Here is a 16,963-nt window from a genome sequence, read left to right on the forward strand (position 1 = left end):
TAGCCTTTTATTGTTGCAAAAAGTTGATTAATTCTTTATCCGACAGCATGCGAGTGACCACCTGCTCAGCAAGGCGGTTTAGTTGCCCCTCTACCTGAGATTGGTCATGTTTTAGTGGTTTACTGAATATTGCTTCACCAGTGAAGGGCTTGGTAAATGTGCGTTGCCCTTTACTTGCTTCTATAACAAATTCGGCCTGTGCTGTACTTTCATGGCGACTGAGCGTTTCATCAACTTTGGCAATAAAGGTGCGAATGCGCAGTGTCAGCTGAGTATCGCTTTGTGATGACAGCGTCACCCCGTTGGCCTCAAGTGCCTGAGCCAATAGTTTGTTTAAGATGACAGGCAGCTCTGCATTCGGAAGGTAAACCGCAGGCTCTTGCTCCAGTACTTTAATGGTGAACTTGGTTGTTCGATTGTCGATCACCTTAATTGCCAGGGTTTGCGATAACTGGCTGATATTACCACCCTGATAGCTGGGGTTAAGGATCACAGTTTTAGGTGCACTGCTGCACCCCGCGAGTAAACTGAGGGCTGCACCAAAGAGAGATGCAGAAAATGCTAAGCGCATGATTAGCTCCTTTTAATAGAACTTAATACGGTAAACTTTTTATTATTGCCTATCACCTTACAATTCCCGAACAGGCGCTGCAACTTATCAAGGTAATCAAGGTGGCGATTGCCAATGATCCGCAATTCTCCGCCATTTCTCAGCGTATGTTTAGCTTGTAAGAACATTTGCCAGGCAATGTGATCGGTAATGGCCTGTGCCTGATGAAACGGGGGGTTGCATAACACCAGATCGGTGGAGTTAGGCGAAAAATCACTGAGACAATCATTTTGCATAAACTGGCAGTCACCTACTCTGTCCGGGAGGTTGTGACTGACGTTTTCGCGAGCACTGGCAACGGCCATGGCGGATTCATCGACAAATGTAACCTGTGCATTTGGCATCCGCGCCAGTGTTTGCAAGCCAATGACGCCGTTTCCGCAGCCCAGATCTATCACCCGCAGTGGTTTTTTACCTGCCGGCAGATAGTTCATAAAGAACCGGGCGCCGATATCCAGAGAGTCACGGGAGAATACATTGGCATGGTTATGTATTGTGAAAGGGGTGTTTTCCAGCGCCCAGCTAACCGGAAACTTATCGGTCACGGGTTTGTCGGTGGTGGTACAAAAGATTAATCGGGACTTTTTAACCGCCAGACTGGTGGTAGGCGGTTGCATAAAGTGACTGAAACTCTTTAGCGTTGAAGTATGAATTTCTTTGGCTTTACCCGCTGCCACAATCGGGATACCCGCGGCGAGGTGGCTGAGTTGGGATAACTGATGTTGCAGCAGTCCGGCATTTTTTGGCACCTTTATGAGGATCAGGTCGCACTGTTCCGGCAAGGTTGCGAGACTATCTAGCTGAGTGAGTTTAGTTTCATCCAGTACCCACTCCAGCTGGTTTTCTGCCAGATTGTGGCGGGTTGCCTGTTGCGCCACAAAAGAATCACTGACCTGAGTAATATGCCACTGCGCGTGATCTTTTAGCCGTGCAGCCAGCGTACAGCTTAATGCGCCAAAGGCATCATTCAGAATTAGGATATCGCGTGCATCCGGATAGGCTGTGGTAATATGATCCAGCAGATATTCGTCGGCCGCATCCCAGGCTTGCAGACTACGGTTTTTTTGCTCAAGGGGAAAACGATGCAGGGTCAGAGCCGTGCCAGCCAATACAGCGTCGGTGATCATGATGGGGTGAATCTCACTCAAGGTTGGTGCTATCACCTTGCACACTAGCAAAGCGCAGCAGAACTAACAGAACACGTAATATAGCATGTCGAGACTGAACAAAGAATGTTTGCCGGGGCAAACACCACAATTGCCGCCGGGTTTTGAATACCTGCCAGCCTGTCTGAGCTTTGAAAAAAGCCTTGCGCTTTATACCCATCTGGCGTCCTCCTTGGATTGGCAACAGCCCACGATTACCTTGTTTGGTCGTACTACACCGATCCCCAGATTACAGTGTTTTATTGCCGATAAGTCTGTGTCATATGGTTATTCGGGCACTGTGCTTGAGAATGCCCCCTGGCCGGATGTACTCAGCGCCATGCGTGCACGCCTGAGTCGCCAGTTTGGTCACGACTTTAATGCACTGCTTGTTAACTGGTATCGGGATGGGCAGGACAGCATGGGCTGGCACAGTGACGATGAAGCTGAGCTTGGAATTAATCCGACGATTTTTTCTATGTCGCTGGGGGCGACGCGCAATTTCAAAATTCGTCATAAGCAGACACAGGAAACCCTGACTTTGCCTTTGCCGACGGGAAGCGGGTTACTGATGACGGGGCGCAGTCAGCATGACTATCAGCATGCATTGCCGAAACAAGCACGCGTCACCCAGGGGCGGATCAACCTGACATTCAGAACAGTTGGTTAATGGTGCATAAGTGCGTATAGTATGAGCTAAATTTTCTCCGCATCGGGAGTGAGTTATGTCAATGCAACAACAAATCTACAGTAAGCTCGCAGACGCCATCGCGTGCAAACATCTCAATGTTATTAACGAAAGTCATATGCACAGCCGGGGTAGCGAGTCACATTTCAAAGTGATTGCTGTCAGCGAAAAATTCGCGGGACAGCGTTTATTACAACGTCATCGCTTGATTAATGAGGTATTAAAAGAGGAGTTGGCACATCATATTCATGCGCTGGCCATTCATACTTATACCCCGGAAGAATACGCTGAACAGCATGGCGAAGTCCCTGATTCACCGAGCTGTCTGGGCGGCTCGAAATTTGATAGTGAGTGATCAGACCTGTGTTTGCAGGATCTGCATTTAAACTAACGCAGTTTTCATAATACAGAATATGTAGGAATAGACATGGTCATCAAACCTAAGATCCGTGGTTTTATCTGTACCAATGCTCACCCGGTGGGCTGTGCTGAGCACGTAAAAGAACAAATTGCTTATGTTAAGGCGCAGGGCCCAATACATAATGGCCCTAAAAATGTCCTGGTGATCGGTGCCTCTACCGGTTATGGCCTGGCTTCTCGTATCACCGCTGCTTTTGGCGCTGGTGCAAAAACACTGGGTATCTTCTTCGAAAAAGAAGGTACAGAGAAAAAGCCTGCGTCAGCGGGTTGGTATAATACCGCAGCATTTCAGCAAGCCGCTGATGAGGCTGGCCTGTGGTCAAAGAACATCAATGGTGATGCATTCTCGGATGAGCTAAAAGCCAAAGCGATTGAGACCATCAAGGCCGAAATGGGCAAAGTTGATTTGATCATCTACAGTCTGGCATCGCCGCGCCGTACTGATCCTAAATCGGGCGAGACCTTTTCATCGGTGCTTAAGCCAATTGGTCAAACCATCACAACCAAGAACCTGAATACCTCTAAGCGGATCATTGATGAAGTGACCGTTGAAGCGGCCAATGAAGAAGAAATCGCCAATACCGTGAAAGTGATGGGCGGTGAAGATTGGGAGTTGTGGCTGGAAGCACTGAAAGAAGCGGATGTGCTTGCTGAAGGGTTTAAAACCACGGCATACACTTATATCGGTAAAGAGCTGACCTGGCCTATCTATGGTCATGCGACCATAGGTAAAGCCAAAGAAGACCTGGATCGCGCGACAGATGCAATTAAAGCCTCAACTGCGCACTTAAACGGTGAAGCCTATGTTGCTTCATTGAATGCGGTCGTGACTCAGGCAAGCTCTGCTATCCCAATTATGCCTCTGTATATCTCTACTTTGTTCAAAGTGACCAAAGAAGACGGTACCTACGAAGGGACAATTGAGCAGATCCAAGGGTTGTTCAGTGAAAACCTGTACGGAGAGACCCCACGCTTTGATGACGGTGGTCACCTGTTCCAAAACTACAAAGAGCTGGAAGACGGGGTTCAGGCGCGCATTAAAGTGATCTGGGATAAAGTCGACACAGACAGTATCGATGAGCTGACTGATTACGCCGGTTATCACAATGAATTCCTGAAGCTATTTGGCTTTGGCATCGAGTCCGTTGACTATGATGCAGACGTGGATACGGCGGTTAAGATTAACCACCTAATCTAGTCGTCAGACGGACGAAATCACTGATTTCGTCCGTTTCATTGCGCGCTCCTCATTAAGAAAACGCCCCCCAGCAGGACTGTCAATTTCTCATCAATACCACTTTGGTCTATATTTAGATTCTTGCAGTGACACCTGATGAACTAAATCCATTGTTAAGTCGTATTATTTTCATATTTCCACTCGCATAGTCAGTACGATTAATGTTAAAATTGCGGAAATATGTAAGGACTATATACCACGGTGCTGGTTCCCGTTGCGGACAGGTTGGCCCGACTTTGTGTATGTTGTGCCAGCTCTTTGACTCCAATACAACTCAGAGAATAGTGCCGTGGTAAGTAAAGATTTATCAATTTCTTTCCGTTAATGTAATGCAAGTGCGTATGATCAACATAAAAAAAGGTCTGGACTTACCCATAGAGGGCGCACCACAGCAAGTTATTCATGATGGTTCTGCTGTCAAACGAGTAGCTGTGTTGGGTGAAGAGTTTATTGGTATGCGTCCAACCATGCGAGTGCGTGTGGATGACCAAGTCAAGAAAGGCCAAGTTCTTTTTGAAGACAAAAAGAATCCTGGCGTCAAGTTTACTGCGCCAGCCTCTGGTGTAGTTAAAGAAATCAACCGTGGAGCCAAGCGTGTTCTTCAGTCCGTTGTGATTGAAGTACAGGGCGATGAGCAAATCACTTTTGAAAAGTTCCCGGCTGCTGAACTCGGCAACCTGGATCGTGAGAAAGTGAAAGAAGTGCTGATCGAATCGGGTCAATGGCCAGCGTTGCGTGCACGTCCTTTCAGTCGTGTAGCCGTACCTAGCGCGTCGCCAAGCTCGATCTTTGTTACCGCAATCGACACTAACCCTCTAGCTGCGGATCCTGCTGTTGTGATCGCTGAAAACGTGGAAGCGTTTGAAGCTGGTCTGGCTGTAGTTTCGCGTCTGACTGACGGTAAAGTGTTTGTTTGTAAGCAATCTGGCAGTAAGGTGCCGAGCTCTTCGCTTTCTCAGGTAGAAGTACATGAGTTTGCGGGTGTTCACCCTGCTGGTCTGGTTGGTACACACATCCACAATCTCGATGCTGTCGGTCCAAACAAGCAAGTATGGCACCTGGGTTACCAGGACGTAATTGCTTTCGGTAAGCTATTCCTAAGTGGTGAAATCTACTCAGACCGTGTTGTTGCTTTGGCCGGTCCGAGCGTGAAGAATCCACGTCTTGTTAAAACTCAAGTTGGTGCGTCGTTAACCGATTTAGTTGCAGGTGAAACTGAAGATGGTGAAAACCGGGTCATTTCTGGCTCTGTGTTAGCTGGTAAAACAGCCGCTGGTCCTCATGCTTACCTGGGTCGTTATCATGTACAGGTTTCTGTGCTGTCTGAAGGTCGCGAGAAAGAGCTGTTTGGCTGGATCGCACCAGGTAGTACTAAGTTCTCTGTAACCCGTACTTTCATCTCTCACTTTGCGCCAAGTCGTCTGTTCAAGATGACCACCTCTACCGGTGGCTCAAAGCGTGCGATGGTGCCAATTGGTAACTATGAGCGTGTAATGCCGCTTGATATCCTGCCAACTCTGTTGTTGCGTGACCTGATCTCTGGTGATTTGGACAGCGCGATTTCACTGGGTGCGCTAGAGCTGGATGAAGAAGATCTGGCGTTGTGTACTTTCGTTTGTCCAGGCAAATACGACTATGGATTAATCTTGCGTGATTGCCTGACTACAATCGAGAAGGAAGGTTAAAATGGCCTTAAAGAAATTTTTAGAAGACATTGAACCTCACTTTGAACCTGGCGGTAAACACGAGAAGTGGTATGCCCTGTATGAAGCAGTAGCAACTGTTTTCTACACGCCAGGTTATGTCAACAAAGGCGGCACTCACGTACGTGATAATATCGACCTGAAACGTATCATGATCTTAGTTTGGATGGCGACATTCCCAGCTATGTTCTTCGGTATGTTCAACATTGGCCACCAGGCAGCGATTGCGATTGGCAATGGTTTTGAAATCGCAAACACTTGGCAGGCAGCATTATTCCAGCTGTTTGGCGGTGAGCTAACAGCCGATTCTGGCTGGGGCGCAAAGATGTTCTACGGGGCCTGTTTCTTCCTACCGATTTACGCGACAGTATTTATTGTCGGTGGTTTCTGGGAAGTATTATTTGCTTCAGTGCGTAAGCACGAAGTAAATGAAGGTTTCTTCGTAACATCAGTACTGTTTGCCCTGATCTTGCCTGCAACGATCCCGCTATGGCAAGTTGCGTTGGGTATTACCTTCGGTGTTGTGGTAGCAAAAGAAGTCTTCGGTGGTACAGGCCGTAACTTCCTGAACCCGGCACTGGCTGGTCGTGCATTCCTGTTCTTCGCATACCCAGGTGACATCTCAGGTGACACTGTGTGGACAGCGGTAGACTCTTTCTCAGGTGCAACTTACCTGGGTCAGGCTGCAACAGGCGCGCTTGATTATGACAACATGGTACTGTGGTGGAACGCATTCTACGGCTTTATTCAAGGTTCAGTAGGTGAAACCTCTACACTGGCTATCATGATTGGTGGTTTGTTCCTGATTTATGTTCGTATCGCATCGTGGCGTATCGTCCTGGGTACTTTCCTGGGTATGGTAGTGATGTCTATGCTGCTGAACATGATCGGTTCAGAAACTAACACTGTATTCGCTATGCCTTGGCACTGGCACTTAGTACTGGGTGGCTTTGCATTCGGTATGTTCTTCATGGCAACCGACCCGGTATCTGCGTCTTTCACAGACAAAGGTAAGTGGGCATATGGTGCATTGATTGGTGTAATGGTCGTGCTTATCCGTGTTGTTAACCCGGCATACCCAGAAGGTATGATGTTAGCAATTCTGTTCGCAAACCTGTTCGCACCACTTTTCGACCACATGGTTGTGCAGTCTAATGTGAAGAGGAGATTAGCACGTGTCTAGTAACAATGAATCTATCGGCAAAACGCTAGGCGTTGTTGTTGGCTTATGTTTAGTGTGTGCGGTTGTCGTATCTTTTGCGGCAGTACAGCTTCGCCCACTGCAACAGGCAAACAAAATCGAAGACGTACAGCGCAACATTTTGGCGGCTGCTGGCGTTGAGAACGTTGAGAACGTGTCAGAAACCTACAATCAAGTGATTGACGCACGCGTTGTAGATATGAAGACCGGTGAGTTTGTAGACACAGATCCTAACTCATTCGATTTCACTATGACTAAGTTCGATGCGGCGCGCAGTGTTGCTTTGCCAAAAGCAAAAGACGTTGCGGGCGTTCAGCGTATGACGACTGAGTCTCCGGTTTACCTTGCTAAGAACAGCAATGGTAAATTTGAGTCTGTGATCCTGCCAATTCAGGGTTACGGTCTTTGGGGTATCATGTACGGCTTCGTAGCATTGGACCTGGACGGTGAAACCATTCAGGCAATCAAATTCTACCAGCACACTGAAACTGCGGGTCTGGGTGGCGAAATCCAAAACCCAAGATGGACTGCAACCTGGCAGGGCAAAAAGCTACCAATCGACGTAGTAAAAGGCACTGCAGGTAGTGATGTACATAAAGTAGATGGTCTGTCTGGTGCAACGTTAACGTCTAACGGTGTTGAAAATACATTTACGTTCTGGACAGGCGACGATGCGTTTGGTCCATTCCTTGCGAAAGTACGTGAAGGGGCATTGAACTAATGGCTAACTCAAAAGAAATGAAGCAAGTCCTATTTGGACCTGTCTTTGCAAATAACCCAATTGCACTGCAAGTACTGGGTATCTGTTCTGCGCTGGCAGTAACTTCAAGCCTGAAAAACGCATTGATCATGTCAATTGCATTGACTGTGGTAACTGCGTTCTCAAGCTTGTTCATCTCTATGATCCGTAACCACATTCCGTCAAGTGTACGGATCATTGTTCAGATGACCATCATCGCGTCCCTGGTTATCGTTGTAGACCAGGTGCTGCAGGCATTTGTTTATGCCACGGCAAAAGAACTGACGGTATTCGTTGGTCTAATCATTACCAACTGTATCGTAATGGGTCGTGCCGAAGCATACGCAATGAAGTCGCCACCTCTGATGTCATTCCTGGATGGTATCGGTAACGGTCTGGGCTACTCAGTTGTACTGATCGCAATTGGCTTCGTACGTGAACTGTTCGGTGCCGGTGCACTGTTCGGTGTTGAAATTCTGCCGCTAATCTCTAACGGTGGTTGGTACCAGCCTATGGGTCTGTTGGTTATGCCATTTAGCTCGTTCTTCTTAGTAGGTATCTTTATCTGGGTACTGCGTACCTGGAAGAAAGACCAAGTAGAAGCTAAGGCATAAGGGGAGAGAGATGGAACATTATCTGAGTTTATTTGTAAAAGCGGTTTTCGTTGAAAACTTAGCGCTATCTTTCTTCCTGGGGATGTGTACTTTCCTGGCTGTATCTAAGAAAGTCACTACCTCATTCGGTCTGGGTGTTGCGGTAATCTTCGTACTGGGCGTTGCTGTACCAGTCAACAACGTTGTTTATCACGCTATTTTGGCACCAGGCGCACTTGAGTGGTTAGGTTTCCCTGAAGCTGACTTAAGCTTCCTGAAGTTCCTGACATTTATCGGTGTAATCGCGGCACTTGTACAGATCCTTGAGATGACTCTGGACAAGTTTTTCCCGGCACTTTACAACGCTCTGGGTATCTTCCTGCCTCTGATCACAGTTAACTGTGCAATCTTTGGTGCGGTATCCTTCATGGTTGAGCGTAACCTGAACTTCGGTGAGTCAGTGATCTTTGGCTTAGGTTCTGGTGTGGGTTGGGCACTTGCTATCGTATTGCTAGCAGGTCTTCGCGAGAAAATGAAGTATGCTGACATTCCTGATGGTCTGCGTGGTCTGGGTATTACCTTTATCACTGTAGGTCTGATGGGCTTCGGCTTCCTGTCATTCTCTGGTATTTCACTTTAAGGTAGCGAGGAAACTATACGATGGAAACTATTGTATTAGGTGTAAGTATGTTCATCGCTATCGTTGTGGTGTTGGTACTTATCATCATTGCAGCGAAATCGAAGCTGGTACCTAGCGGTGACATCATGATCGGCATTAATGGCGATCCTGAAAAAGCAATTAAATCTGCACCAGGCGGTAAGCTATTGAGCTCACTGGCTGATGCTGGCATCTTCATTTCATCTGCCTGTGGTGGTGGTGGTTCATGCGGCCAGTGTCGCGTCCACGTACACTCTGGTGGTGGTGACATTTTGCCAACTGAACTTGATCACATCACCAAAGGTGAAGCCCGTGAAGGCTGTCGTCTGGCGTGTCAGGTTGCAGTGAAAACAGATATGGAGATTGAAGTTGAAGACTCAATCTTCGGTGTGAAGAAGTGGGAATGTACGGTTATCTCTAATGATAACAAAGCAACCTTCATCAAGGAGCTTAAACTGGGTATCCCTGACGGTGAGGTTGTACCTTTCCGCGCGGGTGGTTACATCCAGATTGAAGCGCCTGCACACCATGTTAAGTACGCAGACTTTGATATTCCTGATGAATATCGTCCGGACTGGGAGCGCTTTGGCTTCTTTAACCTGGAGTCTAAAGTTGACGAAGAAACAATCCGTGCATACTCAATGGCTAACTACCCGGAAGAGTACGGCATCATCATGCTGAACGTACGTATTGCGACGCCGCCGCCTAATAACCTGAGCCTGCCTTGTGGTAAGATGTCATCGTACATCTGGTCTCTGAAAGAAGGCGACAAAGTTACAATTTCTGGTCCGTTCGGTGAGTTCTTCGCCAAAGACACAGATGCAGAAATGGTCTTCGTTGGTGGTGGTGCTGGTATGGCGCCTATGCGTTCACACATTTTCGACCAGCTTAAGCGTCTTAACTCTGATCGTAAGATGTCATTCTGGTACGGTGCACGTTCTAAGCGTGAAATGTTCTACGTGGAAGACTTTGACGGCCTGCAGGCTGAAAACGATAACTTCCAGTGGCATGTTGCACTTTCCGATCCTCAGCCAGAGGACAACTGGGAAGGCTACACAGGCTTCATCCACAACGTACTTTATGAAAACTACCTGAAAGATCATGAAGCACCAGAAGACTGTGAATTCTACATGTGTGGACCACCGATGATGAACGCGGCGGTTATCAACATGCTGAAAGACCTGGGTGTTGAAGATGAAAACATCCTGCTTGACGACTTCGGTGGTTAAGCTGAAATACATATGATCTTAAAGTGGTTTTTAAGATAAAATAGAAGCCCCTTAGCAGTCATGCTGAGGGGCTTTTTTTATGGGTAACGCTCCGTACAGAGCGGGGGTTACTGGCAAACGATACCAATTTGCTTAATTAAGTGCTCTATTTTGAGGCGAGAAAATATGTTCGATAACAAGGCAAAAATTTGCGAACTTATACCTTAGGTAAAGGTTCTAAACGAGAAATTTTTAACACAGTTAGCGTCATATTTGCTCCGTCAAATTGAACAGGTATTAAGTGAAATTGGTATGAAACACAAGGGATGACACTGATGCTAAGACAGAGCCAGTTCTGTTTCATTTTCTTATTAAGTATGCTGCTTGTGGCATGTGGCCAGGCAAACAAAGCAGCTGAGCCTATTGTGCTGCAGGGCAGTACGATGGGCACAACCTATAACATTAAGGCTTTTCCACAGCAAAGCACACTGACTGAAGAGCAGTTACATACTGAGGTTGAGGCCGCGCTTAAAGCGGTGAATCAATCTATGTCGACCTATATTCCAGATTCAGAGATCAACCAGTTTAATCGTCTGGCTGCCAACCAGGTCATGCCGATCAGTGATGATTTCAGGAAGGTGATTGCTGAGTCAATCCGACTGGGTTTGTCAACTCAGACACTGGATGTCACCATGGGACCTTTAATTGATTTGTGGGGGTTTGGCCCTGACAAGCGTCCGACCAAGCGACCTTCTGAGCAGCAGCTGGCGCAAATGCGTGAGCAAATTGGCCTCGATAAACTGACCCTGACAGAGGATGGTTTGGCCAAAACGTTGGATCATCTGGAATTGTCTTTCTCTGCCACGGCAAAAGGCTATGGCATAGATAAAGTGGCAGAACTGATCGAGTCGCACGGTATCAGCAATTATATGGTTGAAATTGGTGGTGAGCTGAGATTGTCTGGCACTAAACCTGATGATGAGCCCTGGCGTATTGCCATTGAAAAACCGGATGCACCGGTTGGGCAACGACAAATCCATAAAGTGATTGAGCCAGGTAAGAACAGTGTTGCGACTTCAGGCGACTATCGTATTTTCTATGAAATGGATGGTGAGACCTTCACCCATCTGATCGATCCGGGCACGGGTAAGCCAGTTAAACACGACCTGGTGTCTGTAACAGTATTGCACCCATCTGCGATGACAGCCGATGGCCTCGCTACGGCCCTAACTGTGATGGGGACTGAGCGGGCGAGAGCGTACGCTGAGTTACACAACCTACCAGTCTATTTGATCAGCAAAAGTGATGAAGGTCTGGAGATTTACGCCAGTAGTGCGTTCATACCTTATTTATAATGAGATCTGCATCGCGAACGTTTTAACTTAGGTGCGTTTAGTTATATAATGAGCACAATTAACCGTCACCAGTCCGCGATAGCGGATGGATATGCAAAAGAGGCCTGAGATGTCACTATTTTTACTTACCTTTGGGTTGTTGTTATTGATCGCCGTTGCGATGGCTGTCGGGGTCATAGTACAAAAGAAATCAATGGCCAGCAGTTGTGGCGGTCTGGGCTCTATGGGTATCGACAAGATCTGTGACTGTGATGACCCGTGCGATAAACGCAAAAAGCGTCTCGCAAAAGAGCAAATGTGGAAAGAAAACCAAATTCTTTAATCCACTGACATCATCGAAAACGCAAGCCCAGGCTTGCGTTTTTACGTTTCGGACCCCGAATAACAGTGCCATAGCCTGATGCAACAAACCCTGTATTTTATTCGCCACGGTGAACCTCGGGAAACCGGCCGTTTGCTTGGAAGTACTGATATGTCCGCAAGCGCGTCGGGCAATGAACAAGTGCATGCCCAACTTGAGGCGTGTGATGGGATTGCACAGGTGATTGCCTCTCCATTACAGCGATGCCAGACGGTCGCTCGTACGTTTTGTGAAACCACCGGTTTGCCACTGCAGATAGAACCCCGACTCAGTGAAATGCATTTTGGTGACTGGGATGGAGAGCGCTACGACGCGCTCTGGCAGTCAGCACGAGCACCTAGCATCGGTGACTTTTGGCAAAGTCCCTGGCAGCACACCCCGCCAAATGGGGAGTCCATGTCGGCATTCCACCTACGTTTATATGATTGGTGGCAGCAGTTCACCGCAAGCCCCTCCTGTGAGTCTGTGGCGATTGTCACTCATGCGGGCGTTATTAAGCAATTACTGGCCATCTGGCTGGGTTTACCTGCTGAGTTTGATGGTCACTTGTCTCGTGCAGAGATCGGATACGCCAAAATGGTTAAAGTATCGGTTTTCTTTGATGAGACCGGTCAAGCCTGGCCGAAAGTTGTGTTTTAGACGTCTGGACTTCATAATAAGGCCTAAATTTAGCATCGTATTGTATTGGCAGTCATTGGGAATGAGGTGTAAATCCTCAGCTGTCCCCGCAACTGTAATAGACTGAGAGTCTGAAGCCAGATACCAAGGCCAATACCTACACTTAAGCGGGCGCACTTAAGTCAGTTCAGAACGCCAGTCGTGACAACGCGAATGGCTGGCTCTGCGCTGCTGCCTGCATTTGAGGCGGTATGACTTCACCACAAATCTCCGTGCATAACCTGAATCTGGCATTGGGTGACAAACCTATTCTGACAGCACTTAATTTTGCCATTCAAAGTGGCCAGTTTATTGGTCTGATCGGGCCGAATGGGGCAGGAAAGTCCAGTTTATTACGTTGTCTGTATCGCTACTGGCATCCCAGTGAGGGGGAGATACGCTACGCCGGAAAACCTTTATCTGATTATCCTCGCCGCGCTTATGCACGCCAGGTGGCAGTGGTATTGCAGGAGATCCCCAGCCAGTTCAACCTGGCGCTGTTCGAGGTAGTTGCGATGGGCGTGACGCCGCATAAAACGCTGTTTTCAGCTGTTAATACAAGGGATAAGCAACTGATCCTGGAAGCCCTTGAGCGGGTCGGCCTGAGCCACAAAGCACAACAGCAATTTGATGCTCTGTCGGGCGGCGAAAAGCAACGGGCGATGATCGCCAGAGCCATGGTACAGCAGCCTGAACTGCTGATCATGGATGAGCCTACCAGTCATCTGGATGTGAAGTATCAGATCCAGATCATGGAGCTGGCTAAGGCCATGGGGGTGACCGTGATTGCTTCATTTCATGATCTTAATCTTGCTGCGGCACTCAGCGATGAGCTGCTGGTACTGGAGCAAGGTCAGCTGATTGCTCAGGGAGCCCCGTTAGAGATCATAACGCCGGGTTTACTGAGTGACGTTTTTGGCGTCTGTGCTGACGTTGAGACAGTCCCCGGACCTCGTCGCAATGCGTCGGGTGTGCCTCACATTCGTTATCACTACGGGTATCAACAATGAAGGCTTTGCTAATACCCGGGTTGCTCTGTGCCTGTTTAGCCAGCATGCTCACCGCACTGTCTGTCGGGGCGGTTTCACTCAGTTGGGGCGAGGTCTGGCAGGCTTTGAGCAACTATGACAATGGTATATTGAATCAAAAGATTGTGGTTGAGCTGCGATTGCCACGTACTTTGTTGGCTTTTTTTGCGGGGGCCGGGCTGGCCATTGCCGGGCTTATTTTGCAAACCGTTACCCGCAACCCACTCGCCGATCCGTATTTATTTGGTATTTCCTCCGGGGCGTCATTTGGTGTGGTGTTGTTGGTTGCATTATTTGGGGTGCAAAGCGCACTGGCCTTATCCGGCGCGGCGTTTGCCGGCAGCGCAGTGGCCATGAGCCTGTTGTTGCTCATTGCGTTTCACAAAGGCACAGCACTGGTCGAGAACATGTTGTTGTCAGGTGTCGCGCTGACCTTTTTATTTTCTGCCTTTACCAGCTTATTGCTCTATTGGAGTGATCCGCAGGCCATTAGCGCCATTATATTCTGGAGTCTGGGCAGTTTCAGCCGAGCAGACTGGCAATGGCTGTGGTTACCCGCTCTGGTCGTGTCGATAGGTTGTACAGTGATGTTACTGATGCGCCGTAGCCTGAATGCGTTGTTAGTCGGTGATGAGAGCGCGGTAACCTTAGGTGTGAATGTACACAGGCTAAGACTGGGCATGTTGATCCTGGCATCTATGTTGACGGCCGTGATTGTTGCTGCCTGCGGTGGGGTTGGGTTTGTGGGCTTGATGATCCCCCATATTGTGCGCTTTTTTATTTCGCAGGTTCGTACACTGGGTATGTTGGCAACCGCTTTATCTGGAGGGCTCATGATGCTGTGGGTCGATGTGCTGGCCCGCACTCTGATAGACAATCAGGAGCTTCCGATTGGGGTGATCACCTCCGCCATCGGCAGTGTGTTTTTCTTATCGCTGCTAATCGCCAAAAAGCGCGCTGCCAGCATCTGACCTAACAGGAGACTTTATGATCCCATCACTCAATCGCCAGCATGACGCTTATATTCAGCACACCATAGATATGAAGACCAAACCTCAGGGCGCGCTGGGTAAGCTTGAGACATTGGCACATCAGCTGGTGAGCATTTTGAGTCAGGGCATGAGTCGCGCCCAACTTGAAGCCGAAAAACCCGCCATCGTGCAGCCGCAGATGATGATATTTGCCGGAGATCATGGCATTGCAGCCGAGGGCGTGTCTATTGCACCCAGCGAGGTGACCGGCCAAATGGTGGCTAACTTTGCCACGGGTGGTGCAGCCATTAATGTCTTGTGTGCTCAGCTTGGCTGGCAACTGAGTGTGATTGACTGTGGTATTTTGACAGCGCCAGCTCCGGAATTGGGTATTGTGTCACAACGCCTTGGTCATATCACCCGGCCATTGCATATTGAGCCTGCCCTGAGTGAAGCACAGCTTGATCAAGGCTTGTTATATGGTCAAGAAGCCGTACAGACGGCATTGGACTCGGGGTCAAACGTGTTTGCGTTGGGCGAAATGGGGATCGGCAATACTACTGCCGCAGCGGCGATTTTCTCGGCTCTAAGTGGGTTGACTGGCGCTGAAACGGTTGGACGTGGCACCGGCGTGAGTGCAGAAGTGGTGGAGAAAAAACAACAACTGATCGATCAGGCTTTGCTGTTACATGGCGATGCCCTTGATGATCCTCGAGAGGTGTTGCGTCGTCTGGGCGGGTTTGAGATCTGTCAGATGGTTGGTGCAATGCTGGAAATTGCTCGTGCACAAAAGGTCATTCTGGTGGATGGCTTTATTGCAACAGCCGCGGCTATGCTGGCGTGTCGCATTGAACCTGCCAGTCAGGACTATATGGTGTTTGCCCATTGCTCAGGTGAGCAGGGACATCGGCGCATGCTGAATGAGCTAAATGCCGAGCCATTGCTGGATCTGAACATGCGTCTGGGTGAGGGATCCGGTGCGGCAATGGCATTGCCCCTGTGCCAAAGTGCGCTGGCATTTTACTATCAGATGGCCAGCTTTGAGTCGGCGGCTGTCACTCAGGTGGTAGACACTCATGAGTGAGCTAAGGCAATTCAAGCTGGCGGTGATCTTTCTGACCCGTATTCCCGTTAAAGTGTCGGGCGAGGTCAGCGATCAGGATATCAACCTGGCCAGCGGCTACTTTGCCTGGGTTGGTGTGCTCTTGGGTGCCCTGTTAGCCCTTCTCTATGGTGTGTTAGCCTTTATGTTGCCTGCCGGCATTGCGGTAATAATAACGCTGAGTGCCGGGCTGATCATAACGGGTGCATTTCATGAGGATGGCTTTGCGGATGTCTGGGATGGCTTTGGCGGTGGCTGGAGTGTGGCCGATAAGCTCACCATCATGAAAGACAGCCGACTTGGCACCTATGGTGCGGCGGCATTGGTTCTGTTACTGCTTACCAAGTTTCAGGCTTTACTCTCCTTAAGTGAGCAACTTGCTTATGTATGTGCAGCTATCCTGCTTGGTCATGGTCTGAGCCGGGTTATGGCTACCAGTATCATTGGTAAACTGAACTATGTTCAGGCAGATGCGCAAAGTAAAGTTAAGCCTGTTGCCCAGTTTCTTTCTACAAAAAGTAAGCAGTTACTTTATAGCTGTGGCTTAGTTTTACTAATAGTGAGCTGGTTTGCCGGACTGTTTACCCTATGGCAGTGCGTTGCGCTGGTTGTCGTACTGTGGTTATGCCGGACAGGCTGCGCTTACTGGTTTAAACGCCAGCTCGGCGGTTATACGGGAGACTGTCTGGGCGCGGCACAGCAACTGGCGGAAGTCACGGTGTATTTATTTTGTCTGGTGGTCTGGTTATGACGGGTCGGGTCGAATTTATTCTGGGTGGTGCGCGCTCTGGAAAGAGTCGGTTAGGTGAGCAAAGAGCCGAACGCTGGCTCAGCGACGGTAAAGTGGCCCGGTTAATTTATCTCGCGACTGCACGACCCGGGGATGAGGAGATGGTTGCGCGGATCGCCCATCATCAGGCATCGCGCCCGGCATACTGGCAGCTTATAGAAGAGGCCTGGGCGCTGGATCAAGTGTTAGCTAGCCTTGCGCCAGGTGATTGTGTGGTGATTGATTGCCTCACCTTGTGGTTAACCACGGCATTATGTGACTACTCCTACTCAGCATTTCAACACAAGCGCGCGGCGCTGCTGAGTGCTCTGCGTGCCACTCGCGCTCGGGTGATCCTGATCAGTAATGAGGTGGGCCACGGCATAGTGCCGCTTGGTGAACTCAGTCGCCGCTTTGTTGACGAATCTGGCTGGTTGCACCAGGACATCGCCGCTTTGGCAGACAGAGTCGATTTTGTGATGGCGGGTTTGCCACTGACGCTAAAAGGAGGCAATTGA

19 protein-coding genes and 1 riboswitch are annotated in these 16,963 nt (G+C 49.0%); of the genes, 17 read left to right on the top strand and 2 right to left on the bottom strand.

Translation table 11 applies throughout. From position 1 onward, the window contains the following. Positions 1–7: 7 nt before the first annotated feature. Positions 8–571: a YajG family lipoprotein gene (locus PRUB_RS02315; protein WP_010382943.1), complete on the bottom strand. Its 564-nt coding sequence runs from the start codon at positions 569–571 to the stop codon at positions 8–10. Positions 572–573: 2 nt separating this feature from the next. After that, positions 574–1,737, bottom strand: a complete 1,164-nt coding sequence (locus PRUB_RS02320; protein WP_040645052.1) for a methyltransferase — start codon at positions 1,735–1,737, stop codon at positions 574–576. Positions 1,738–1,822: 85 nt separating this feature from the next. On the opposite strand from PRUB_RS02320, the gene PRUB_RS02325 reads away from it, so the two are divergent. From PRUB_RS02325 to cobU, 17 genes are all read left to right on the top strand, one after another. Further along, positions 1,823–2,425, top strand: coding sequence for an alpha-ketoglutarate-dependent dioxygenase AlkB family protein (locus PRUB_RS02325; protein WP_010382939.1), 603 nt, complete (start codon positions 1,823–1,825; stop codon positions 2,423–2,425). A 55-nt stretch (positions 2,426–2,480) separates the two neighbouring features. After that, entirely contained in the window at positions 2,481–2,798 is a 318-nt protein-coding gene (locus tag PRUB_RS02330) for a BolA family protein (RefSeq protein ID WP_010382937.1), read from the top strand. A gap of 72 nt (positions 2,799–2,870) precedes the next feature. After that, positions 2,871–4,061, top strand: a complete 1,191-nt coding sequence (fabV, locus tag PRUB_RS02335) for an enoyl-ACP reductase FabV (RefSeq protein ID WP_010382935.1) — start codon at positions 2,871–2,873, stop codon at positions 4,059–4,061. Positions 4,062–4,441: 380 nt separating this feature from the next. After that, positions 4,442–5,785 (top strand): Na(+)-translocating NADH-quinone reductase subunit A, encoded by a 1,344-nt coding sequence (locus PRUB_RS02340; protein WP_010382933.1) that lies wholly within the window; start codon positions 4,442–4,444, stop codon positions 5,783–5,785. Between the two features lies 1 nt (position 5,786). Beyond that, entirely contained in the window at positions 5,787–6,986 is a 1,200-nt protein-coding gene (locus tag PRUB_RS02345) for an NADH:ubiquinone reductase (Na(+)-transporting) subunit B (protein ID WP_010382931.1), read from the top strand. Further along, the gene (locus tag PRUB_RS02350; RefSeq protein ID WP_010382929.1) at positions 6,979–7,725 is read left to right on the top strand and encodes a Na(+)-translocating NADH-quinone reductase subunit C; all 747 of its coding nucleotides are present in this window, start codon (positions 6,979–6,981) and stop codon (positions 7,723–7,725) included. Before PRUB_RS02345 ends, PRUB_RS02350 begins: the two co-directional genes overlap by 8 nt. Then, positions 7,725–8,357 carry an NADH:ubiquinone reductase (Na(+)-transporting) subunit D gene (locus PRUB_RS02355; protein ID WP_010382928.1) on the top strand — a complete coding sequence of 211 codons (633 nt, stop codon included), beginning with the start codon at positions 7,725–7,727 and terminating at the stop codon, positions 8,355–8,357. The genes PRUB_RS02350 and PRUB_RS02355 overlap by 1 nt, the downstream gene beginning before the upstream one ends. 10 nt (positions 8,358–8,367) lie before the next feature. Further along, entirely contained in the window at positions 8,368–8,976 is a 609-nt protein-coding gene (gene nqrE / locus PRUB_RS02360) for an NADH:ubiquinone reductase (Na(+)-transporting) subunit E (protein WP_010382927.1), read from the top strand. A 20-nt stretch (positions 8,977–8,996) separates the two neighbouring features. Beyond that, positions 8,997–10,223: an NADH:ubiquinone reductase (Na(+)-transporting) subunit F gene (nqrF, locus tag PRUB_RS02365; protein WP_010382926.1), complete on the top strand. Its 1,227-nt coding sequence runs from the start codon at positions 8,997–8,999 to the stop codon at positions 10,221–10,223. 305 nt (positions 10,224–10,528) lie between these two features. Next, positions 10,529–11,557, top strand: coding sequence for an FAD:protein FMN transferase (locus tag PRUB_RS02370; protein ID WP_010382925.1), 1,029 nt, complete (start codon positions 10,529–10,531; stop codon positions 11,555–11,557). Positions 11,558–11,666: 109 nt separating this feature from the next. Further along, positions 11,667–11,879 carry a (Na+)-NQR maturation NqrM gene (gene nqrM, locus PRUB_RS02375; protein WP_010382924.1) on the top strand — a complete coding sequence of 71 codons (213 nt, stop codon included), beginning with the start codon at positions 11,667–11,669 and terminating at the stop codon, positions 11,877–11,879. 78 nt (positions 11,880–11,957) lie between these two features. After that, positions 11,958–12,557 carry a histidine phosphatase family protein gene (locus PRUB_RS02380; protein WP_040645050.1) on the top strand — a complete coding sequence of 200 codons (600 nt, stop codon included), beginning with the start codon at positions 11,958–11,960 and terminating at the stop codon, positions 12,555–12,557. A 29-nt stretch (positions 12,558–12,586) separates the two neighbouring features. After that, a riboswitch (cobalamin riboswitch) is annotated at positions 12,587–12,705 on the top strand. An 82-nt stretch (positions 12,706–12,787) separates the two neighbouring features. Continuing rightward, positions 12,788–13,585 (top strand): ABC transporter ATP-binding protein, encoded by a 798-nt coding sequence (locus PRUB_RS02385; protein WP_010382922.1) that lies wholly within the window; start codon positions 12,788–12,790, stop codon positions 13,583–13,585. After that, positions 13,582–14,574 (top strand): FecCD family ABC transporter permease, encoded by a 993-nt coding sequence (locus PRUB_RS02390; RefSeq protein ID WP_010382920.1) that lies wholly within the window; start codon positions 13,582–13,584, stop codon positions 14,572–14,574. Before PRUB_RS02385 ends, PRUB_RS02390 begins: the two co-directional genes overlap by 4 nt. Positions 14,575–14,590: 16 nt before the next feature. Next, entirely contained in the window at positions 14,591–15,658 is a 1,068-nt protein-coding gene (gene cobT, locus PRUB_RS02395) for a nicotinate-nucleotide--dimethylbenzimidazole phosphoribosyltransferase (protein ID WP_010382918.1), read from the top strand. After that, on the top strand, positions 15,651–16,427 hold the full coding sequence (locus tag PRUB_RS02400; RefSeq protein WP_010382917.1) for an adenosylcobinamide-GDP ribazoletransferase: 777 nt from the start codon (positions 15,651–15,653) through the stop codon (positions 16,425–16,427). The genes cobT and PRUB_RS02400 overlap by 8 nt, the downstream gene beginning before the upstream one ends. Continuing rightward, positions 16,424–16,963: a bifunctional adenosylcobinamide kinase/adenosylcobinamide-phosphate guanylyltransferase gene (gene cobU, locus PRUB_RS02405; RefSeq protein ID WP_010382916.1), complete on the top strand. Its 540-nt coding sequence runs from the start codon at positions 16,424–16,426 to the stop codon at positions 16,961–16,963. The genes PRUB_RS02400 and cobU overlap by 4 nt, the downstream gene beginning before the upstream one ends.

Origin of the sequence: Pseudoalteromonas rubra, assembly GCF_000238295.3 — a bacterium.
Taxonomy (GTDB): domain Bacteria; phylum Pseudomonadota; class Gammaproteobacteria; order Enterobacterales; family Alteromonadaceae; genus Pseudoalteromonas; species Pseudoalteromonas rubra.